17 protein-coding genes are annotated in these 17061 nt (G+C 47.0%); 4 read left to right on the forward strand and 13 right to left on the reverse strand.

The window, feature by feature from the left end:
- Nucleotides 1-28: 28 nt before the first annotated feature.
- Nucleotides 29-970, forward strand: coding sequence for a helix-turn-helix domain-containing protein (locus IEY34_RS09750; protein ID WP_189010807.1), 942 nt, complete (start codon nt 29-31; stop codon nt 968-970).
- A 20-nt stretch (nt 971-990) separates the two neighbouring features.
- On the opposite strand, the gene IEY34_RS09755 is transcribed toward IEY34_RS09750, so the two are convergent.
- The 3 genes from IEY34_RS09755 to IEY34_RS09765 are packed head-to-tail and all read right to left on the reverse strand — an operon-like array spanning nt 991 to nt 2899.
- A complete protein-coding gene (locus IEY34_RS09755; RefSeq protein ID WP_189010809.1) occupies nt 991-1800 on the reverse strand; it encodes an SPL family radical SAM protein in 810 nt (269 codons plus the stop codon).
- A complete protein-coding gene (locus tag IEY34_RS09760; RefSeq protein WP_189010811.1) occupies nt 1797-2333 on the reverse strand; it encodes a methylated-DNA--[protein]-cysteine S-methyltransferase in 537 nt (178 codons plus the stop codon). The genes IEY34_RS09755 and IEY34_RS09760 overlap by 4 nt, the downstream gene beginning before the upstream one ends.
- 23 nt (nt 2334-2356) lie before the next feature.
- On the reverse strand, nt 2357-2899 hold the full coding sequence (locus tag IEY34_RS09765; RefSeq protein ID WP_189010813.1) for a bifunctional transcriptional activator/DNA repair enzyme AdaA: 543 nt from the start codon (nt 2897-2899) through the stop codon (nt 2357-2359).
- 156 nt (nt 2900-3055) lie between these two features.
- Here IEY34_RS09765 and IEY34_RS09770 point away from each other — a divergent pair, with 156 nt between their 5' ends.
- Nucleotides 3056-4000 (forward strand): DNA-3-methyladenine glycosylase family protein, encoded by a 945-nt coding sequence (locus tag IEY34_RS09770; protein ID WP_229757551.1) that lies wholly within the window; start codon nt 3056-3058, stop codon nt 3998-4000.
- Nucleotides 4001-4077: 77 nt separating this feature from the next.
- On the opposite strand, the gene IEY34_RS09775 is transcribed toward IEY34_RS09770, so the two are convergent.
- From IEY34_RS09775 to IEY34_RS09790, 4 genes are all read right to left on the reverse strand, one after another.
- Nucleotides 4078-5529, reverse strand: coding sequence for a sulfatase family protein (locus IEY34_RS09775; RefSeq protein ID WP_229757552.1), 1452 nt, complete (start codon nt 5527-5529; stop codon nt 4078-4080).
- Nucleotides 5530-5536: 7 nt separating this feature from the next.
- On the reverse strand, nt 5537-6415 hold the full coding sequence (locus tag IEY34_RS09780) for a carbohydrate ABC transporter permease (RefSeq protein ID WP_229757553.1): 879 nt from the start codon (nt 6413-6415) through the stop codon (nt 5537-5539).
- Between the two features lie 33 nt (nt 6416-6448).
- Nucleotides 6449-7339, reverse strand: a complete 891-nt coding sequence (locus IEY34_RS09785) for a carbohydrate ABC transporter permease (protein WP_189010815.1) — start codon at nt 7337-7339, stop codon at nt 6449-6451.
- A gap of 71 nt (nt 7340-7410) precedes the next feature.
- Nucleotides 7411-8730, reverse strand: a complete 1320-nt coding sequence (locus IEY34_RS09790) for an ABC transporter substrate-binding protein (protein WP_229757554.1) — start codon at nt 8728-8730, stop codon at nt 7411-7413.
- 134 nt (nt 8731-8864) lie between these two features.
- Between IEY34_RS09790 and IEY34_RS09795 the strand changes: the two genes are divergently transcribed.
- The gene (locus tag IEY34_RS09795; protein ID WP_189010817.1) at nt 8865-10340 is read left to right on the forward strand and encodes a sensor histidine kinase; all 1476 of its coding nucleotides are present in this window, start codon (nt 8865-8867) and stop codon (nt 10338-10340) included.
- 35 nt (nt 10341-10375) lie between these two features.
- Nucleotides 10376-11062: a response regulator transcription factor gene (locus IEY34_RS09800; RefSeq protein ID WP_189010819.1), complete on the forward strand. Its 687-nt coding sequence runs from the start codon at nt 10376-10378 to the stop codon at nt 11060-11062.
- Between the two features lie 14 nt (nt 11063-11076).
- On the opposite strand, the gene IEY34_RS09805 is transcribed toward IEY34_RS09800, so the two are convergent.
- From IEY34_RS09805 to IEY34_RS09830, 6 genes are all read right to left on the reverse strand, one after another.
- The gene (locus tag IEY34_RS09805) at nt 11077-12285 is read right to left on the reverse strand and encodes a S1C family serine protease (protein WP_189010821.1); all 1209 of its coding nucleotides are present in this window, start codon (nt 12283-12285) and stop codon (nt 11077-11079) included.
- A 714-nt stretch (nt 12286-12999) separates the two neighbouring features.
- A complete protein-coding gene (locus tag IEY34_RS09810) occupies nt 13000-13605 on the reverse strand; it encodes a pentapeptide repeat-containing protein (RefSeq protein ID WP_189010823.1) in 606 nt (201 codons plus the stop codon).
- Between the two features lie 186 nt (nt 13606-13791).
- On the reverse strand, nt 13792-14490 hold the full coding sequence (locus tag IEY34_RS09815; protein ID WP_189010825.1) for a class I SAM-dependent methyltransferase: 699 nt from the start codon (nt 14488-14490) through the stop codon (nt 13792-13794).
- Nucleotides 14487-15404, reverse strand: coding sequence for an NAD(P)/FAD-dependent oxidoreductase (locus IEY34_RS09820; RefSeq protein WP_189010827.1), 918 nt, complete (start codon nt 15402-15404; stop codon nt 14487-14489). Before IEY34_RS09820 ends, IEY34_RS09815 begins: the two co-directional genes overlap by 4 nt.
- A gap of 82 nt (nt 15405-15486) precedes the next feature.
- A complete protein-coding gene (locus IEY34_RS09825) occupies nt 15487-15885 on the reverse strand; it encodes an RrF2 family transcriptional regulator (RefSeq protein ID WP_189010829.1) in 399 nt (132 codons plus the stop codon).
- 145 nt (nt 15886-16030) lie between these two features.
- Nucleotides 16031-16996 carry a metal-dependent hydrolase gene (locus IEY34_RS09830; protein WP_189010831.1) on the reverse strand — a complete coding sequence of 322 codons (966 nt, stop codon included), beginning with the start codon at nt 16994-16996 and terminating at the stop codon, nt 16031-16033.
- Nucleotides 16997-17061 lie beyond the last annotated feature (65 nt).

The following is a 17061-nucleotide window of genomic DNA, read 5'->3' on the forward strand; positions in this document are numbered from 1 at the left end:
TTCCACGATTAGCGAGGTGTGCATAACCATGGAATCCATCCCAAGCTCCGGTCCATTGACCGAGATTATGAATGAAGAAATCATTTACCAGAATCCGCTGCTCTTTTTGAAAATCTGGGAGCTGGGTTATGATACCCCTCAATTTGGTCCTCCTGCCCATTGGGGCTGGCATTCCCATATGCAAGTTGAATTTCTGCTCTTGATGGAAGGTCAACTGGGCGTTCAAACCCAGCATGAATATACGGTCATGTCGCAAGGCGATATTATGGTCTTCGGCTCGTTTCAACCGCATCGCACGTACAAATACTCACCGGAGCTGTTGCGACAGATCGTTTTTCAGATTGATCTCAAGCAGCATTTCGACCTTAGCACCATGCCTTACTTGCACCGGTTCTCGGAGCTTACACATCCTCTCGAGGCGTTCAATGCGTTATTCCGCAGCAATGCCGACGTTAAACAGATGGCCTATGCACTTATCATGCAGATCTATGAAGAATCGCAGTCGCGAAAAATCGGCTATGAACTGGCTATCGGCGCAGCGATCAAAAATCTGCTGCTCCTCCTGCTGCGCAACGATAACCGCGACTTCTCCAGCTTGACCGAGGACATCGGCATTTCTCGCGTGCGCCCTGCGCTGGACTACATTGATAAGCATCTCCATGAGCGGATAACGGTGGAAGATGTTTGCAGCATTCTCAATTTAAGCTATCATTACTTTATTAAGTATTTCAAAAAGGTCATGGGGATATCCTTCGTCGACTACGTAAATTACAAAAGAATCAAAAAAGCTGAGCGTCTCCTTCTTACCGGGGACCTCAGCATTATGGATGTTAGCTATGAAGTAGGCATTCTGAACATGGCGCAGTTCTACAAGCTGTTCAAGCGGCATAATCAATGCTCGCCCAAAGAGTTCAAGCAGCGGATGCGCAGCCAATCCGCTCTGATTCCGCTTCTTGCACAAGCGGATTAAGGGCTGAAAGACTAGAGCCATCAAGGCAGGAAGCCTCGCTGGCTCACAAATACCTGCTCCTGCGGAAAATGCCGCAGGAGCTGTTCGTGCACGCGCTTATACGCATCCCGACTGTACCAGTCGGGCAGCCCCAGCGCGTCGTAGATCCCGCGCACGCCGATGCGTTCCGTGCGCCGGCCCCCACTGCCATCGCCCATGAAGTAATCGTCGATGCAAACCCGCTCTACGATGCCCGAGAGCCGCTCGGCGAACTGCTCCGAGCTCGGCAGCACGGGCGCTATCGTGGCCTGCACGGGAATGCCGCGAGCGCGCAGCTCGCGCAGAGCCTTGAGCCGCGCCGGAATCGGCGGCGCGGACGGGCTGAACGCGCGGCGGACATCCTCGCGGTCCGTCTCGACCGTGATGCTGACTCGGACGCGGTCGCCGAGCAGCTCGAGAAGGTCCGCATCCCGCGTCACCAGCGGGCTGCGGGTCTGCACGAAGACGAAGTCCGGCGGATTCGCGGACATCACTTCCAGGAGCGAGCGAGTGATTCGCTCCGTGTACTCAGCCGGCTGATATGGGTCCGTCGCCGAGGACATGAAGATCGTGACCGGGCCTTTGCTTAGCGCCCGGTTCAATTCCTTCGCGAGCAGCGCTGCCGCGTTCTCCTTCACATCGACGAAGCTGCCCCACGCTTCGTCGCGGAACAACGCGACCGGCATTTGCCTCACATAGCAGTAAGAACACGCAAATGCGCAGCCGGTATAAGGATTCAGTGTATGCGTGTAGCCTTCCAGAAAACCGCTGGCTTTGGTCAGAAGCTGCTTGGCGGTTTTATGAACAATCACAACCCTGCCCGCTCTAGTTGCAGGAGCTTCTCCTTATTCGCCAGTCCGCCACGATAACCAGTAAGCGTGCCATTCTTCCCTATTACACGGTGACAAGGCACGACAATCAGCACCGGATTAGCCCCAATAGCTGTACCTACCGCTCTTACAGCACTTGACTTGTCCAACCCTTCGGCTACTTGCGTATAACTGTGGGTTTGCCCGTGAGGAATCTCATTCAGCACACGCCATACCCCTTGCTGAAACTCCGTTCCGCGCAAGTCCAAAGGAAGCGCAAATACTGTGCGTAGTCCTTTTAAATACTCCTCTATTTGATGGACGTAGGGTTGAAGCGCAACGCCATCTTTCACCCAAGTGTAAGCAGGACAATGCCGCTGTCCCCATTTGAACAGCTCCGTCTGCCCGCGCTCATTCGACTCCCCTTCGTGAAATTGCACATAACAGAGACCTTCCTCTGTTGCAGCCAGAATGAGATTGCTCGCAACAATACTAGCTTCTCCCCAGTAAATCGTCTTTGCTGCTTCCATTTGCATCTTAGCCTCCTCCTCGGTTATCTTTAAACAGATCTATGTTGACGGAATTCCGTTGGTGTTAAGCCGGTCTTTTTCTGAAATAAGGTGGCAAAATGGGCCGCATTCGAAATCCCAACCTGACTGCCAATCGCATTCACAGCATAATCCGTTTCTTGCAGAAGCCGCTTGGCCGATTCAATTCTAATTTGTTGGAGATACGTTAGTGGTGTTACACCCATCACCCTTTTGAAGGTTCGTTGTAAATGATACACACTGGCGTAAAAATGCTCAGCTAAAACTATGAGCGTCAACGGCTCAGCAAATTTTTCCTCAATATGCGTTTTCATGAGCATCACCCATTCTTCATCGGGCAGTCTGATCCCATCAGGCCTGCATCTTTTGCAGGGACGATAATTTTCGGAGAATGCTGCTTGGCGATTCACAAAAATGCGAACATTCTCACGCTTAGGTACCCTTGATTTGCAGGAAGGCCTACAGAAGATTCCGGTGGTCATCACCGCATAATAAAACGTACCGTCATAAGCCGCATCATTCGTTACAATTGCTTGCCAATACCGTTCATGCATTTCCTTCCGCTCCTCTCTGTCGCCAACCCTCACATGCTTCAGTATACCCAAACCTTGCTGATCTTGTAAGGGACTTCAGATGAGAAAGCAAGATTACGAAAGCCGCTTTCAGCGATAATAGAGGAAGAAATTTGAACGGATAGAGGAGACTTGCTTATGCAGCAGCATCACCCTTTGGACCCATCCATGCTCCAATGGAACGAAGCGACGAGTTCGCTTGCACTGCCGATCCCCGAGCCTTATCGATATGAACAAAATCTAGGCTACTTGTCCCGCTCCACCAATGAGTGTCTATTCCGTGTGGATAACTCCGAGATTTTCAAGCTTATCCCGATTGGGGATAACCCTGTATTAATCGCTGTACACAGTGAGGAGAACCGCGAATTGCGCATTCGAGTGCTTACTCCTCATGAGCTGCCTTCAACAGTGCGGGAAGAAATCGCGAGGTATGTGTGGGAGTGGTTTGATTTGGGAACTGATCTTACGCCGTTCTATGCATTAGGTGCCGCTGACCCTATTCTACAAAGGGTTACGCAAGATTTCTATGGACTGCGCTTGATGGGGATTCCTGATCTTTTTGAAGCGATGAGTTGGGGGATTATCGGACAGCAGATCAACCTGACTTTTGCCTATACGCTCAAAAGGCGTCTTGTCGAAGCCTACGGCACCAGACTCGATTGGGAGGGGCATACTTATTGGGCTTTCCCTACACCCCAGCGGATTGCCGCGCTATTGCCGGAAGCGTTGACTGCCTTGCAATTCACAGGGAAAAAGGCGGAGTACTTGATCGGCGTTGCCAAACTGATGACCGACGGGCTTTTGGCCAAAGAGGCACTGCTGGCGCTTGGCGATTATGCCGAAATGGAAAAAAAGCTGCTGCTTATTCGCGGTATCGGCCCCTGGACGGCCAACTATGTCTTGATGCGCTGCCTGCGCAACCCCGCTGCGTTCCCGCTAGCGGATGTGGGGCTGCACAATGCACTCAAGCATGTGCTTGGCCTGGAGCAGAAGCCAACCCTCGCTCAAATTCAGGAGTTAGCCGCGGGGTGGAGAGGCTGGGAGGCTTACGCCACTTTCTATTTGTGGCGAGTGCTTTATTAGTGAATTTGTGCTTTGGGCTATGGAAAGAGGCTGCCTCCTAAGGTTGAAAACCTGGAGCGCAGCCTCTTATTTGTTCTTCACAAATCAAATGAATCGTTCGTCCGCCTCAGCCAGCTCTTCAGCTCCGCTTCCAAAGCCATCACCAGTTCATCCTCCTGCGCATCCTTGATGACGCGCGGATTCAGCTGGTATGGATCCTGCTCATGGTCATACAAAAGGCGCTCCACTTCGGCCCCCGGTACATAACCTTTGTGCACGATATACGTATATTGGCTGGTGCGGATACCTCTCCAGCCATATTGCCGATTGTCCAAACCGCTGGCTGTGAAGTTCTCAATGGCCTCTTTCCGTCCCGGAAAGGCGCAGATAAAGGCGGATGGAACTTCTGCGTTGCTGTTGCCGAGAATATGGCTTGATAAATCCAAGCCCTCCACCGTGTCAGGCACGGGAATCTCTGCAAGCCCCAGCAGTGTTGGCATGATATCCACACTGTTGAAGAGCAGATCCGTGCTGCCCTTCTGAATCGTGCCCGTCCAGTTCATCAGACACGGTATCCCAATCGACTCTTCGTGCCAGGAATGCTTGGCCATTAAACCGTGGGAGCCCATTAATTCCCCATGATCCGAGGTAAGAACAATCAGCGTATTTTCCGAGATGCCAAGCTGCTGCACTTCCTGCCAAATGCGGCCGAACTGCTCATCCATACCGGACACAGCGGCGAAATAATCACGTGTATACCGCTGAAGCGCTTCATCACCGCTCTCGAAAGGCTCACCCGTATGGGCTGCAAGCCGCTCCGAGCTTACATTCGGCCGCAAGCTCAGCTCCTTATCCTTGTAGATTTCCTTGTAAACATCAGGTACAAGCTCAAAAGGGCTATGCGGCGGGTTCCAAGAAACGAATAATGCGAATGGCTCGCTGTTGTCACTCTTGGAGCGGATGTATTCAAGTGCTATACCCGTTTCATGCTCAAGCGACCATTGATCCACTTGAATCATCTCAGGCGTGTCTCTCCAATAATGGGGTTCCATATGATGATCATAGGCGCCATAAGAATACCAGAAATCAAATCCGTGTCTCTTAGGGCCAGGCGGTGTAAAAGCATCCCAATCCCTCGCTCCCGATACAGGCTCATCACAGAGATTCACTTCCGGCAAATCCAGATGCCATTTCCCAATATAGCCTGTTTGATAGCCAGCAGATTTCAATGCATCACCCACACACACTTCATCTGGACTGAGCATCACATCCGCGCCGATTTTGCAGTTCGTATAGACCCCGTTCGACTGCGGATACTTGCCTGTCATGAGGGCCGCCCGATGCGGTGAACATAATGGCGTGCACGAAAGGGCATGGTTGAACACCAAACTCTGCTCGGCGAATAGATCCATATTCGGTGTGATCACAGGGTCTTCTCCCATGAAGCCAACGGCTTGTTTCCTCCACTGATCAGCGAAAATATAAATGATATTCGGCTTTTCACTAGGCTTTTTACTAGACTTTTTACTAGCTTTTATACTAGGCTTCACTCTTCGCTCACCCTTTGACCGCGCCTGCGGAAATCCCTTCTACGAAATGGTCTTGCGCCATGAAGTAGATGATAATGGTTGGAACAATCGCACAGACGGCTGCCGCCATCAAAGGCCCATACTCTGTTGCGTGCTCCGATTGGAAGTGCTGCATCCCCAACTGGAGCGTAAACAACCGATCGGAGTTCAAATAGATCAAAGGCCCAAGGAAATCGTTCCAGGCATGCATAAACGTAAAGATTGTTAGGCTGGCAATAGCTGGTCGAATCAATGGCAGAATAATGCGGGAGTAAATGCCGAATTCACTCAAGCCGTCTATTCGGGCCGCTTCCGAAAGCTCTTCCGGAATGGACATAAAAAACTGTCTGAACAAGAATACGCCAAACGGACTGAACGCCCCAAGTAAAATTAAAGCCCAATGCGAATCCATCAAGCCCAATGTTTTCATCAGCATAAACTGTGGAATCATCATCACCTGATACGGCACCATCATCGTCGCTACGTACAGGAAAAACAATTTATCCCGCTCCGGGAATTTCACTTTGGCAAACGCGTAGGCCGCTGTCGAGCAGGTCACGATTTGCAACAGTGTTGTAAGGACGGCGATTTTAATCGTGTTCAGGTAATAGGTGAAAAAAGGAAGCTCCGTCCAGACCTTTTTATAGTTGGACCAGAAGAACTCGCTCGGTATCCACTGAATCGGGAATCCGAATATCTCTGCTTCCGATTTCACGGATGCCGAGAGCATCCATAGGAACGGAACGATCATGGATAAGGACACAACGATGACAACTGCGTACAAAACCATTTTTCTAATCAAAGCCCCGGTAGGCACCCTTTTCGGCAAGAAGATTGTCGTCTTCCCCGTGTTTGTCCATGTGCTCAAGATGACTTCTCCCTTCTTCTTCCGCCAGACCCGTTAGGAGTAATTCACCCAACGCTTCTGTCCTCTAAATTGAATCAACGTGATAACGAGGATGATCGCGAACAGCACATAAGCCATCGCAGAGGCATATCCATATTCGAATCGTTGAAACGCTGTATAGTAAATATCATAAACGAGCATATGCGTAGACCGACCAGGTCCTCCTTTGGTCAGCACAAACACCAGATCGAACACTTTAAACGAATTAATAATTCCCATAATAATGGTAAAAAAGATAACTGGCGACAGCATCGGCAGTGTGATATTGCGGAATTGGGAAACCTTCCCTGCCCCATCGATTTCTGCTGCCTCGTACAAATCCTTAGGAATTCCCTGCAATCCCGCCAAATACAAGACCATGTAGTAGCCGATGGAATGCCAGATACTGACGATAATGACTGAGATCAGCGCCCATTGCGTGGAAGCGAGCCACATCGGCGGATGATCGATGCCCAGGCTTCGGAGCATGCCGTTAATCGGGCCCATCGTCGGGTTATACAGCAGCTGCCATACAACGGCGACCGCTATCGTAGCTGTAATATGGGGTAAAAAGATAGCCGTGCGGAATATTTTAACGCCTCTCAAACCTTTATTGAGGGCGACTGCTGCCAAGATTGCCAGTAACAAGGTCACTGGAACAGAAACACCTGTCATGATTAAGCTGTTAAGCAGCGAGATACGGAACGTTTCGTCGCTCCATAAACGGATATAATTTGATAACCCGGCGAATTCAATATCGCCAAAACCGTTCCATTCGGTAAAGCTCATCAGAAAAGAGGCGCCAACTGGGAAACAGATGAAAATTAGAAATCCGATAATATTAGGAAGCAAGAACGTATAACCTGTGATCCGATTGCGCCTTAATGCTCTGCTGGAATCTTTCATATGCTTCACCCCTATTGAAGCAGCCGAACTTCACCCTAGTTGATGAAGCCCGGCCGATTCATTCATGTCTCTTACTTCTTGCCAGCCTTGAAATCCTTCGCGTATTTGTCTGCCCATTCTTTCTCTACGCGTTGTCCAATTTTCTGAATGGCCTGGTCTACGGTTTCAGCATTCGTCAAGGCCATTTCGCCTTCTTGCTTGTACACGTTGTTGACCAGAATATTTTTCACGCCAGGAAGCAGCGGATATTCCGGATATTCCTTTTGTTCCACGAAGAAGTGAATGTTCTTAGGTTTCATGCTGCCATCGCCGACGTATATTTTACGAATCTCATCGTTCACATAGCCCGTTAGGAATCCTTTGGCCGAAAACTGCTTCGCGCCTTTGGCCCCTGTCATAAACTGCAGCACCTTGAAAGCTTCCTCTTTGTGCTTGGAGTTCTTATTCACCATCAGGGATACGGGTGTTGCTAAACTCGTGTTGGCTGCTACACCTTCTGGATGCGGAACCGGAACAACGTCCCAATCGAAGCTGATTTTCTTCTCCGTTTCTGCCTGTCTGAGCTGCGCCACGTGCCAGTCACCGATCAGGTTCATCGCAACATTCCCCTTCTGGAAGGCTGAATTATAATGTGCGGATGTCGTAATTTGCTCAGCCCAGCCCATAATCGAACCGTCTTTTTCCATATCCATGCGGAATTGAAGCCCTTTTTTGAATGGCGTCAAATCCTTGTCAATAATCGAGGCTCCGGTTTGAACGCCTTGCATATACCACGTTTGCGCCCATGGATGCAGGAACGCCCCGTACACCTTGTTGGCCCCCTCGCCTTTCGTCATTTTCTTCGCCAATTCACGGAATTCGTTCCATGTCATATCTGCTTTGGGGTAGGCGACATTCGCTTGATCAAACAGTGTTTTGTTGTAGAACAGCATCCAATTCGATTTCCGGTAAGGGAGACCGTATACTTTATCGTTCACCTTCAGTGAGTCGTACAGCGGACCATATCCGGATACGTCGATGTTTTCTTTTTTGATGTAATCATCCAGTGGCTCCAGGATACCTGTGTCCAGGAAAACATCCATGTTGCCCCCGACTAAGTCGATATCCTCTCCCGAAGACAGTTGAAGACGGAGCTTCTCATAATACTGCGCTTGTGGAATCGTTTCGAACTGCACCTGAATCGTTGGATTCTCTTTACTGAATTCTGCGTACGCTGATTTAAACGTTTCCAAATCGTCGGTTAACACAGTCGCTTTTAAATTGACCTGTGCCGTTTTCGCTGCGGGGGAAGCCGAATTCTTCTCTCCAGAAGTCTGTTGCGTAGAACCGCATCCAGCAAGCAAACCCATAGCCAATGTACCTGTCACCACAAGGTGCCAATTTTTTTTCATTTGACTCTCACCCTTTTTTTGATATGATTTGTTTGCGCTTTCTATGTTTTGAATTATACGTAGCTTAGGTGTTAGCCGACAGGTGAAAGTTTTATACCCCCTTATGAGGCAACGTATAGGAAGAGGTGACATTTATGCTTTTTATCACACTATTGCTGCTGATCTTCACGATTCTCTTCACGTATAAAAAGCTAAATAATGCCTCAACCCGCTTCATGTACGGCATCATTATCGGGTGGGTACTGTCGTTCGTTGCGTTCACACTGTACTTGAGCAAGTTCAATTACTACTTCAATGTCATACATAGCTTCTTTGATTTTAGCCCAGGTACCTGGAATTATCTTGTGCTGACCAAATTCAACCCGAATTGGCTTATTCGCCTGTTGAACGCGGGTGTCAGTCTCTTCTACTGCTCCCTGCTGTGCTTCGCCGTATCGTTCACACGCAGCCTTAACCACCGCAAACAACAAGTTGTGTACGGCGGTGTTCTGGTCTTTTTTATCGTGCAAAATGCATATTATGACCCTGCGATTCATATCGCATTAACCAATTGGCATGAGAGATTCCTATCTTTTACAATGATTGAACTGTTATTAAAAAGCTTGCGCTACTTCATTCTTTTTATTGCATTTGGTCTTTTATTCAACTATTATTTGAATTATCCGAAAATTAAGTTTATAAAAAAGCTAACCTTATACCATATCCTGCTCTTCATTCCACTGGTCATTATCCATCTCTTAATCTTCTCTTGGGCGCCGAAAGTGTTGGTAAAACCAACTTATTTAGAGGGCTATTACAACTATTTGCAGCCTCCGCTCGGCTCTCAACCTATCATTCTAGCAGTATTTCCTTACGCGATATATGTAACCTTGATTTTGATGATCTTGATCGTCTACAAGTTTAATTCGATTGAAAATTACCGCAAAAACCGCGATATTCAGATCAACAAAAGCATCGATACGGCAACGCTAGGCACCAGGGCTTTCACTCACGCCCTCAAAAATCATTTGATCGCGATTCAATCGGAAGCCGCCTATCTGAAGGACCGCCATCAGCAGGATACCGAATCCCTATATAGTCTTGAGCTTATTCTGAAATCATCGCATACGGCGCTTACAAGCATTAACGATGCGGCAGATAAGTTGAAGAATATTCAACTCAATCTCCAGCCCATGTTCGTCGACCTGCCTCTGCAACAAGCTATAGCCAATTTACGCGACCAATCGAATGGCTGCCAGCTCGACTATCGGGGAAGCGCAGTTCCGGCGCGTTGTTATCTCGATCATGAGCATTTCGCGGAAGCGGTTTACAATCTCCTGATTAATGCCAGTGAATCGCTGCAAAACCGGGATGACGGTCTCATTATTGTCGAAACCAGCCAGCAAAATGGCTGGTCCTTGATCCGTATTTCTGATAATGGTCCTGGCGTCGCCGAGGAAAATTTGGAGGCGATCTTCGACCCCTTTTTCACAACGAAATCTTCGGTAAACAATTGGGGGATCGGGTTGTCCTACTGCCACAAAATCGTGCTTGCCCACGACGGCAAAATTCTTGTGGAAAGCAAAGAAGGCACAGGGACGACGTTCACCCTATGCCTGCCTATGATTTAATGCTAATGGAATGATAAAGACGGAGGTTCATACCGATGACACAGCCTAGAATGCGGATCCTCATTGCCGACGATATGGAAGCCCACATTAGAAGACTAGAGAGAACCTTCTCCCAACATGCGGATTTTGAATGTGTCGCGCGCGCAACATCCGGTTATGAAACAGTGAGTCTGGCCGCTTCGCACCAGCCCGATGTGATTTTAATGGATATCGAGATGGAAAGTCAGTATGCCGGGATACACGCGGCCAAGCTGGTACACGAGAAACACCCGCAGATTAAGATTATCGTGCTGACCGTTCATAAGGATGAGAACTTCATCTTTGCCGCCTTTCAAACGGGAATTACCGATTATTTGCTCAAGGATGCGCCTGACTCAGAAGTCATCGAAGCTGTTCGGGCAGCTTTTAACAATGAATCTCCCATCCGTCCGATGATCGCCGAGAAAATTAGGGAAGAATTCGTTCGCGTGAAAAAAGCAGAGACCAGCCTGCTGAATATCATTCAAATCATCTCCGAACTTACCCCGAGCGAGCTTCAGGTGCTTCGCCTGCTGTGCGAAGGCAAGAAGCGGAAGCAAATTGCTGACGAGCGCTGCGTGGAGTATGAAACGATTAAGAAACAGATCAATTCGATTCTAAAAAAGTTTCAAATGCCCGATGCCGCCGGAGTCGTTCGGACGATCAACGATTTGCGCATATTTGAAGTGTTGAAGAAGCTGTGAGTGTTTGATTCCTATCAACCTTGGTAGTTGGTCGCTGTGTTTCTATTCCCAACTTTAACCGTAACATTCTTCGTCTGACCATCTCGTGAGATGGTTATTTTCAGTTCGTCTCCAACGGCCGCGGCTTGCACAGCTTTGGTAAGCTCATCCGTATTGGAAATGGCGGTGCCATTCACATCCAAAATAACGTCGTACTGACGAATGCCCGCCGCAAAAGCTGGTGTACCTTGCTGCACTTCAGCAACTATGGCACCTTTGGTACTGTTGATCTTCAAATCTTCGAGCATATCGGTCGAAATATTCTGCAGAGCTACACCGATGTAGGGTGCTGGCTCTTTGGGAATCGTTTCGTTATTTTTCAGTTTATCAACAACAGAACTAATCGTACTTGCCGGAATTGCAAAGCCCATGCCTTGTGCTTCAGAGTTCACTGCTGTATTGATGCCGATCACTTCCCCATTCAAATTCAACAGCGGACCGCCCGAGTTGCCTGGGTTGATTGCGGTGTCCGTTTGCAGCAAGTGCTTATAATTTCGCGTACCCTGCTCATCATCGATGCTGATCTGGCGTTCTTTGGCGCTTAAAACACCTGTCGTTACGGAGTAATCGAAGTCATACGGATTGCCAATCGCAACAAGCCAATCCCCTACTTGCGCAGTGTCGGAGTTGCCTAATTTCAGCGAAGGGAAAGCTTTATCCCCTTGAATTTGGAGCACAGCCAAATCTAGATCATAACTGCTTCCAAGCAGCTTTGCTGTAAATGGTGTGTCATAACCTTGCACGTAAACATCTATTTCGTCTGCGCCATCAATGACATGCTCATTCGTTAAAATATAACCGCTCGAATCGAAAATGAAGCCTGATCCAATCCCATTTTCAATGGTATCTCCGCTTTCAGCACCTTGTTGCTTTGTGTTTCTTCTATTCTGTCCCCTATTTGTCTGTTTTACTTTCGTCTCTATTTTCACAATGGCGGGACTCACTGTTTTCACAATGGCTGAGACACTGTTCGTCCCAGTAGGGGTTAATGATGCCGTTTGAACGTTAGCTGCCGCCGAGTTGGCTGCACCAGCAGCGACGCCTGATTGAACAGATTGAGCATCATACCCAAACAGATTCATCTTATCCGACGTGAACATCAACCCACCGACAACGACTGCGCCAGCCATAAAAGCTGCGAACATAGATTTCACTTTGGTGCCCTGCGTCTTGTTTTCATTCATGCTATTACCGCCTTTCGTCTACCATCTATTGGATTAGTGTTGATAGATAGAAGTATAGGGCACTAACCTGAAGTATTACTTAAGTTTGGCTGATAGGCATATGAAAGTTAACTGAAAGTATGCTGAAGGTGCCGCTGTAGAATAGCTTTAAAGTTGGAGAAGCGCCGCGCGAACGGCATTCCAGGCGGGATAAGGTTGAAATTCAGCGTTAATGCAGCGCTTGACGCAAAAGCTGGGACTTTAACGCTGTAAAACAGCGTTAAGGGCAGAGAAAGTGCCGCGCGAATGGCATTTCAGGCGGGTTAAGGTTGAAATTCAGCGTTAATGCGGGGGCTGGCGCAAAAGCAGGGACTTTAACGCTGTAAAACAGCGTTAAGTGTGGAGAAGCGCCGCGCGAACGGCATTTCAGGTGGGATAAGGTTGAAATTCAGCGTTAATGCGGCGCTTGACGTAAAAGCAGGGACTTTAACGCTGTAGAACAGCGTTAAGTGTGGAAAAGCGCCGCGCGAACGGCATTTCAGGTGGGATAAGGTTGAATTTCAGCGTTACTGCGGGGGCTGGCGCAAAAGCAGGGACCTTAACGCTGTAAAACAGCGTTAAGTGTGGAAAAGCGCCGCGCGAACGGCATTTCAGGTGTGATAAGGTTGAAAATCACCGCCGGGCCGCCACAAAATCAATCGTTTATTCGAACTGTAGGTAGGCACACGATCTTCATTATCCTACCCTAGCTCCATGAGAAAGTGAAAACAATACTGATTGCTCCCTGTCCATTCTCAAGCCTGTGACGGCGAATGTTTTAAAATCTATGCCTTCCATCGTGGCCCCTCTTACATCAGCGCCCTGCAATTTCGCTTTGGACAGTATGGCCATAGTCAGATCACAATCTCTTAAATCCGCTTTTTCAAGATCGGCTCCTGACAAGTCCGCTTCATGAAATTTAACCCCACGTAAATCCTGTCTAACTAATCTAGCATGTCGCAAATTTGTATATGACCAATCGCCTTGAAAAATAGTAATTCCATCCATATTGGAGCCAGAAAAATCCGAACCGGTCATCTTGCATGTTTCAAATTTGGAAACAAAGAGGTTGGCTCCGTTAAAGTTACAATTCTCAAAAGCGGATTCTTTATGATAAGAGCCATTCAAAGCAGCTCCACGAAAATCACACTCTATGAAACGGCAATTGCTGGATGTAATCTCCTCTAGTGAACCGTTAGTGAACGAACAACGATTAAAGGTACAACTTAATAGCTCGCCGTACCTTAGATCTTGTGTGCCAAAACTTAATCCTGCATAATTTTGTTTGCTATGCTGAAACATAAGAGGCCTCCTAATGATTAGTGTGGTATTTTCCCACTCTTTAATATAGCACATGGCTGTCAAGTACCCTTATGATCTCGTTCAAAAGTCAAGCGACTTATTTTTGCGGGAGGACCCACATAGCACGTAAAAAAGCTGCCAAACATTCGGCAGCCTTACCTTAACCTTTATGATATCTGCGATAAATCATTCCGCATGGCAAATCCATCCTGCAAAAATGCCAGTAGAATAAAACCGGGTGATATTTGCAAAGCCGGATTCTGCCAACAGCCCTTCAATTTGATTCTCAGAAATGAAAGAAATTTTCATAATGCCTTTGTTTACTAACTCATTCACTTTGAGTGCATCGGATCCGGCATCCAGCCAAAAGCTTTTCCATACGTTTAATCGGTCTCGAAGTTCAGCAGAATCACGCTCTCCGTAAGCACTAACGAGTACGAATGGGGCTCCCTCTTTCATATGATCCTTAATAGTTCTGAGCAGCTTCAACTTCTCTTGGATATCATCAATGAAATGAAGAACCAAGATGCAGCTTGCTGCGTCGAACTTCGAGTCAGGAAGCGGCAGGTCGTCAATTGTTCCGTGGATGAGTTTAACACGGCTTTCCAGGCCTAGTTGAACGGATTTATTTTTAGCAATCTTAAGCATCTCTTCAGAAATGTCGATTCCCGTGAACGTCCATTGTGGGTTAGACGGTCCCCATGCGGCAAGTTCATTGCCGCCACCGGCGCCGATCACGAGCAAAGAGGCTGCTTTGTCACTTAGTTGAGCTCGATAGTAAGATTGAACCATCGTGAATAACGTATCATAGGTGGGAATCGAGATTCGACTATTTTTCTCATAAATAAGAGCCCTTTCGGAGTTGAATGTTTGCTCTTCCTTCATTTGCTACATGCCTCCTTGTTCCAATCCTCCATAATTAGTTCGTTGTTTATGCTCACACCGGCCATTGCGCCTAAGGATGCGGCGGCTATTGCTTGATACATCTCGGATGCTGAATCTCCTGCACCGTAAACACCTGGTACATTCGTTTTACCAAATTTATCAACGACGACCGTTCCTGCTTCTGTCATCTCGCAACCTAGTGCTCGCGGCAGCTCTGATCCAGTTACAAGCTTAGGTCCAAAGAAAATACCCGTGCACGGAATTGCTGTCCCATCCTCCAGTTCAACTTGTTGAACCATCCCTTCATTGGATACAATGGATTGGATGGGCGAGTCAAAGATAGGAACGTTATGTTGAGCAAGCTCCTCTTTTTCTAGGCTTGACATTTCATCAGGGCCATGGGTACAAATGGTGAAATGGTTCGTCCATCCGGACATCATTTTGGCTAAGTGAAGCGCATTCGCTCCCTTAACAATTAAGACCAGCGGCTGGTCTCTTAATTCCCAGCCATCGCAATAAGGGCATACAAAGGCGCTTATGCCATATACATCAGCCAATCCGTTAATAGCCAACGGAACATCCTTCTTTCCTACTGCAAAAAGCACCTTCTTGCTCCCATAGATCGTACCCTGAGCAGTCGTAATTTGGAAATGACCATCGGTTCCCGCGATCGAAACTGCAGTATCCGCCGCAAAATGGACAGATGGATATATGCTAATCTGTTCCTTTGCAATTCTCCGAAACTCGCTTGGACTGATACCATCTCTCGTAAGATAACCGTGAGTTTCACGAGTAACCTGATTACGCGGACGCCCTTCATCAATGACGACCACATTTTTTCTTGCTCTGCCTAAGACAAGAGCCGCATTCAATCCCGCTGGTCCTCCGCCGATAATAACACAATCATAAGTCATTCTGATCTTCCTTTCCTTCCTGTTTCATCAAGGACTTAAAAGACACTTAATATCCTTAATTATCGTTTAAAAATGACGGAGTCTACTCCGCCTTAACTACATTCGCCAAATCGGCTATTTTCTTGCTTGCCAGATACTGCTCCAAATTTCGCTCTGCGTCCATGACCACCTGTTGGATCGGACATTCGTTTCCGTGATTAAAGCTGCATTCGAACAAGGAGGCGCTGCCTTCGATCGCACGAATGATATCGAGAAAAGAAATATCCTCCTGTTTATGCCGGAGTCGATATCCGCCGTTCGCGCCCGGTGAGGACTGAATCAGTCCCGCCTTGACAATCTTGGTCATCAACTTGGATAGATAGGTCTGTGAAACGCCCAGCTTCTCAGCCAGCAATTGCACGCCAACAGGCTTATCAGGTGCTGACTTTACCAGATAAAGCATCGCGTGAAGCGCATAGTCAGTCGCTTGAGAATACTTCATTCAGCACCTCCATTAAAGAGTATATGAGTCTATAATAGCTTTAATTGAAATGAAAAACAAGGACTTATTCCATTCGTCCAAGAGAGCAGCCATAAATTCCATTTTTCTAGAGCTCATTTTATATATTGACAGCAAACCACCTAGCCTATTTAGTTATCAAATACTTAAGCATATCTCCTTCCACTTTATCCATTTCATACCAGGTGTTATCTGCAGGAGAAAAAACAAAAATCGTCGTCTTATCTTCATGCTTTGCTGCTATATAGTGTTTTCCTTGAAACTCTTTTTCCACCAACACTTTATGTTGTCGTTCCTCTTTTTGAGTTGATCTATAAGTAAAAGAATCATGCTTGATCAGTGGGTTTTTAGATAAATAGATGGCATTCAGCTGAGGTGGGGGGAATCTACCTAATAAAAAAGCTTGTCCTATAATTACTCTTTGTTCTGAATAAACGGAGTATTTCCATTCAAACCAATCCAAAGGGAATAATGGTCGTATCAAGTTTTCTGCTGATGGAATCACCTCTATCGAAGCTTCCGGTGTCAAATTAAATTGATTCTTGATTTGATACAGAAGCATTTGCTTATCTACTTCGCGTACTCCTAGATATACTATTGCAAGAGTAAGAAAAACAGATACCACTCTCTTTTGAGTAGGTTGGAAAAACATTGTACCTAAACTAATGACTAAGGGAAACAAAAACCAAGGGTCTCCTAGAAGCAGAACATCAAAGCTAATCTCAGCATCATGAAATGGATAAAAGAAAGGAACCCCATGTTCTAAGGAATCGGGTACCAAATGAGCTCCCCAAATAATGGCTACGGCTATACCAAATTGCTTACTAAAAGTCTTTTTTCTCGTAATCATTGCAAAAACTAGCCCTAAAAATAGAGAAAACAGAATGGAATGACTTAAACTAATGAGACTAGAAAGAAAATACTTAAAAAAATCAGGAGATATCGCTATCATTGCCCCGTAAATCAGCATTGGAAAATTTTGCATACGTTTATTTTGAAAACCGTTATTCAATAGATATGCCAAAATGCTACCTAGAACCGCATGCGTTAATACGTGAGAAATTAATACATACATATTATTTACCCAAACCATCCTCTCTTTTCATCTAATCAGAAATTAGACGTTACTTTATGTGTAATTATACCATAAAATAACAA

Origin of the sequence: Paenibacillus marchantiophytorum, from assembly GCF_014640555.1 — a bacterium.
Taxonomy (GTDB): domain Bacteria; phylum Bacillota; class Bacilli; order Paenibacillales; family NBRC-103111; genus Paenibacillus_E; species Paenibacillus_E marchantiophytorum.

Excerpts from the sequence above, each read along its gene's own strand:
- IEY34_RS09750 (WP_189010807.1), top strand. The coding sequence starts at position 29 with ATGGAATCCATCCCAAGCTCCGGTCCATTGACCGAGATTATGAATGAA.
- IEY34_RS09760 (WP_189010811.1), bottom strand. The coding sequence starts at position 2,333 with ATGCAAATGGAAGCAGCAAAGACGATTTACTGGGGAGAAGCTAGTATT.
- IEY34_RS09765 (WP_189010813.1), bottom strand. The coding sequence starts at position 2,899 with ATGCATGAACGGTATTGGCAAGCAATTGTAACGAATGATGCGGCTTAT.
- IEY34_RS09770 (WP_229757551.1), top strand. The coding sequence starts at position 3,056 with ATGCAGCAGCATCACCCTTTGGACCCATCCATGCTCCAATGGAACGAA.
- IEY34_RS09785 (WP_189010815.1), bottom strand. The coding sequence starts at position 7,339 with ATGAAAGATTCCAGCAGAGCATTAAGGCGCAATCGGATCACAGGTTAT.
- IEY34_RS09790 (WP_229757554.1), bottom strand. The coding sequence starts at position 8,730 with ATGAAAAAAAATTGGCACCTTGTGGTGACAGGTACATTGGCTATGGGT.
- IEY34_RS09795 (WP_189010817.1), top strand. The coding sequence starts at position 8,865 with ATGCTTTTTATCACACTATTGCTGCTGATCTTCACGATTCTCTTCACG.
- IEY34_RS09800 (WP_189010819.1), top strand. The coding sequence starts at position 10,376 with ATGACACAGCCTAGAATGCGGATCCTCATTGCCGACGATATGGAAGCC.
- IEY34_RS09805 (WP_189010821.1), bottom strand. The coding sequence starts at position 12,285 with ATGAATGAAAACAAGACGCAGGGCACCAAAGTGAAATCTATGTTCGCA.
- IEY34_RS09810 (WP_189010823.1), bottom strand. The coding sequence starts at position 13,605 with ATGTTTCAGCATAGCAAACAAAATTATGCAGGATTAAGTTTTGGCACA.
- IEY34_RS09815 (WP_189010825.1), bottom strand. The coding sequence starts at position 14,490 with ATGAAGGAAGAGCAAACATTCAACTCCGAAAGGGCTCTTATTTATGAG.
- IEY34_RS09820 (WP_189010827.1), bottom strand. The coding sequence starts at position 15,404 with ATGACTTATGATTGTGTTATTATCGGCGGAGGACCAGCGGGATTGAAT.
- IEY34_RS09825 (WP_189010829.1), bottom strand. The coding sequence starts at position 15,885 with ATGAAGTATTCTCAAGCGACTGACTATGCGCTTCACGCGATGCTTTAT.
- IEY34_RS09830 (WP_189010831.1), bottom strand. The coding sequence starts at position 16,996 with ATGGTTTGGGTAAATAATATGTATGTATTAATTTCTCACGTATTAACG.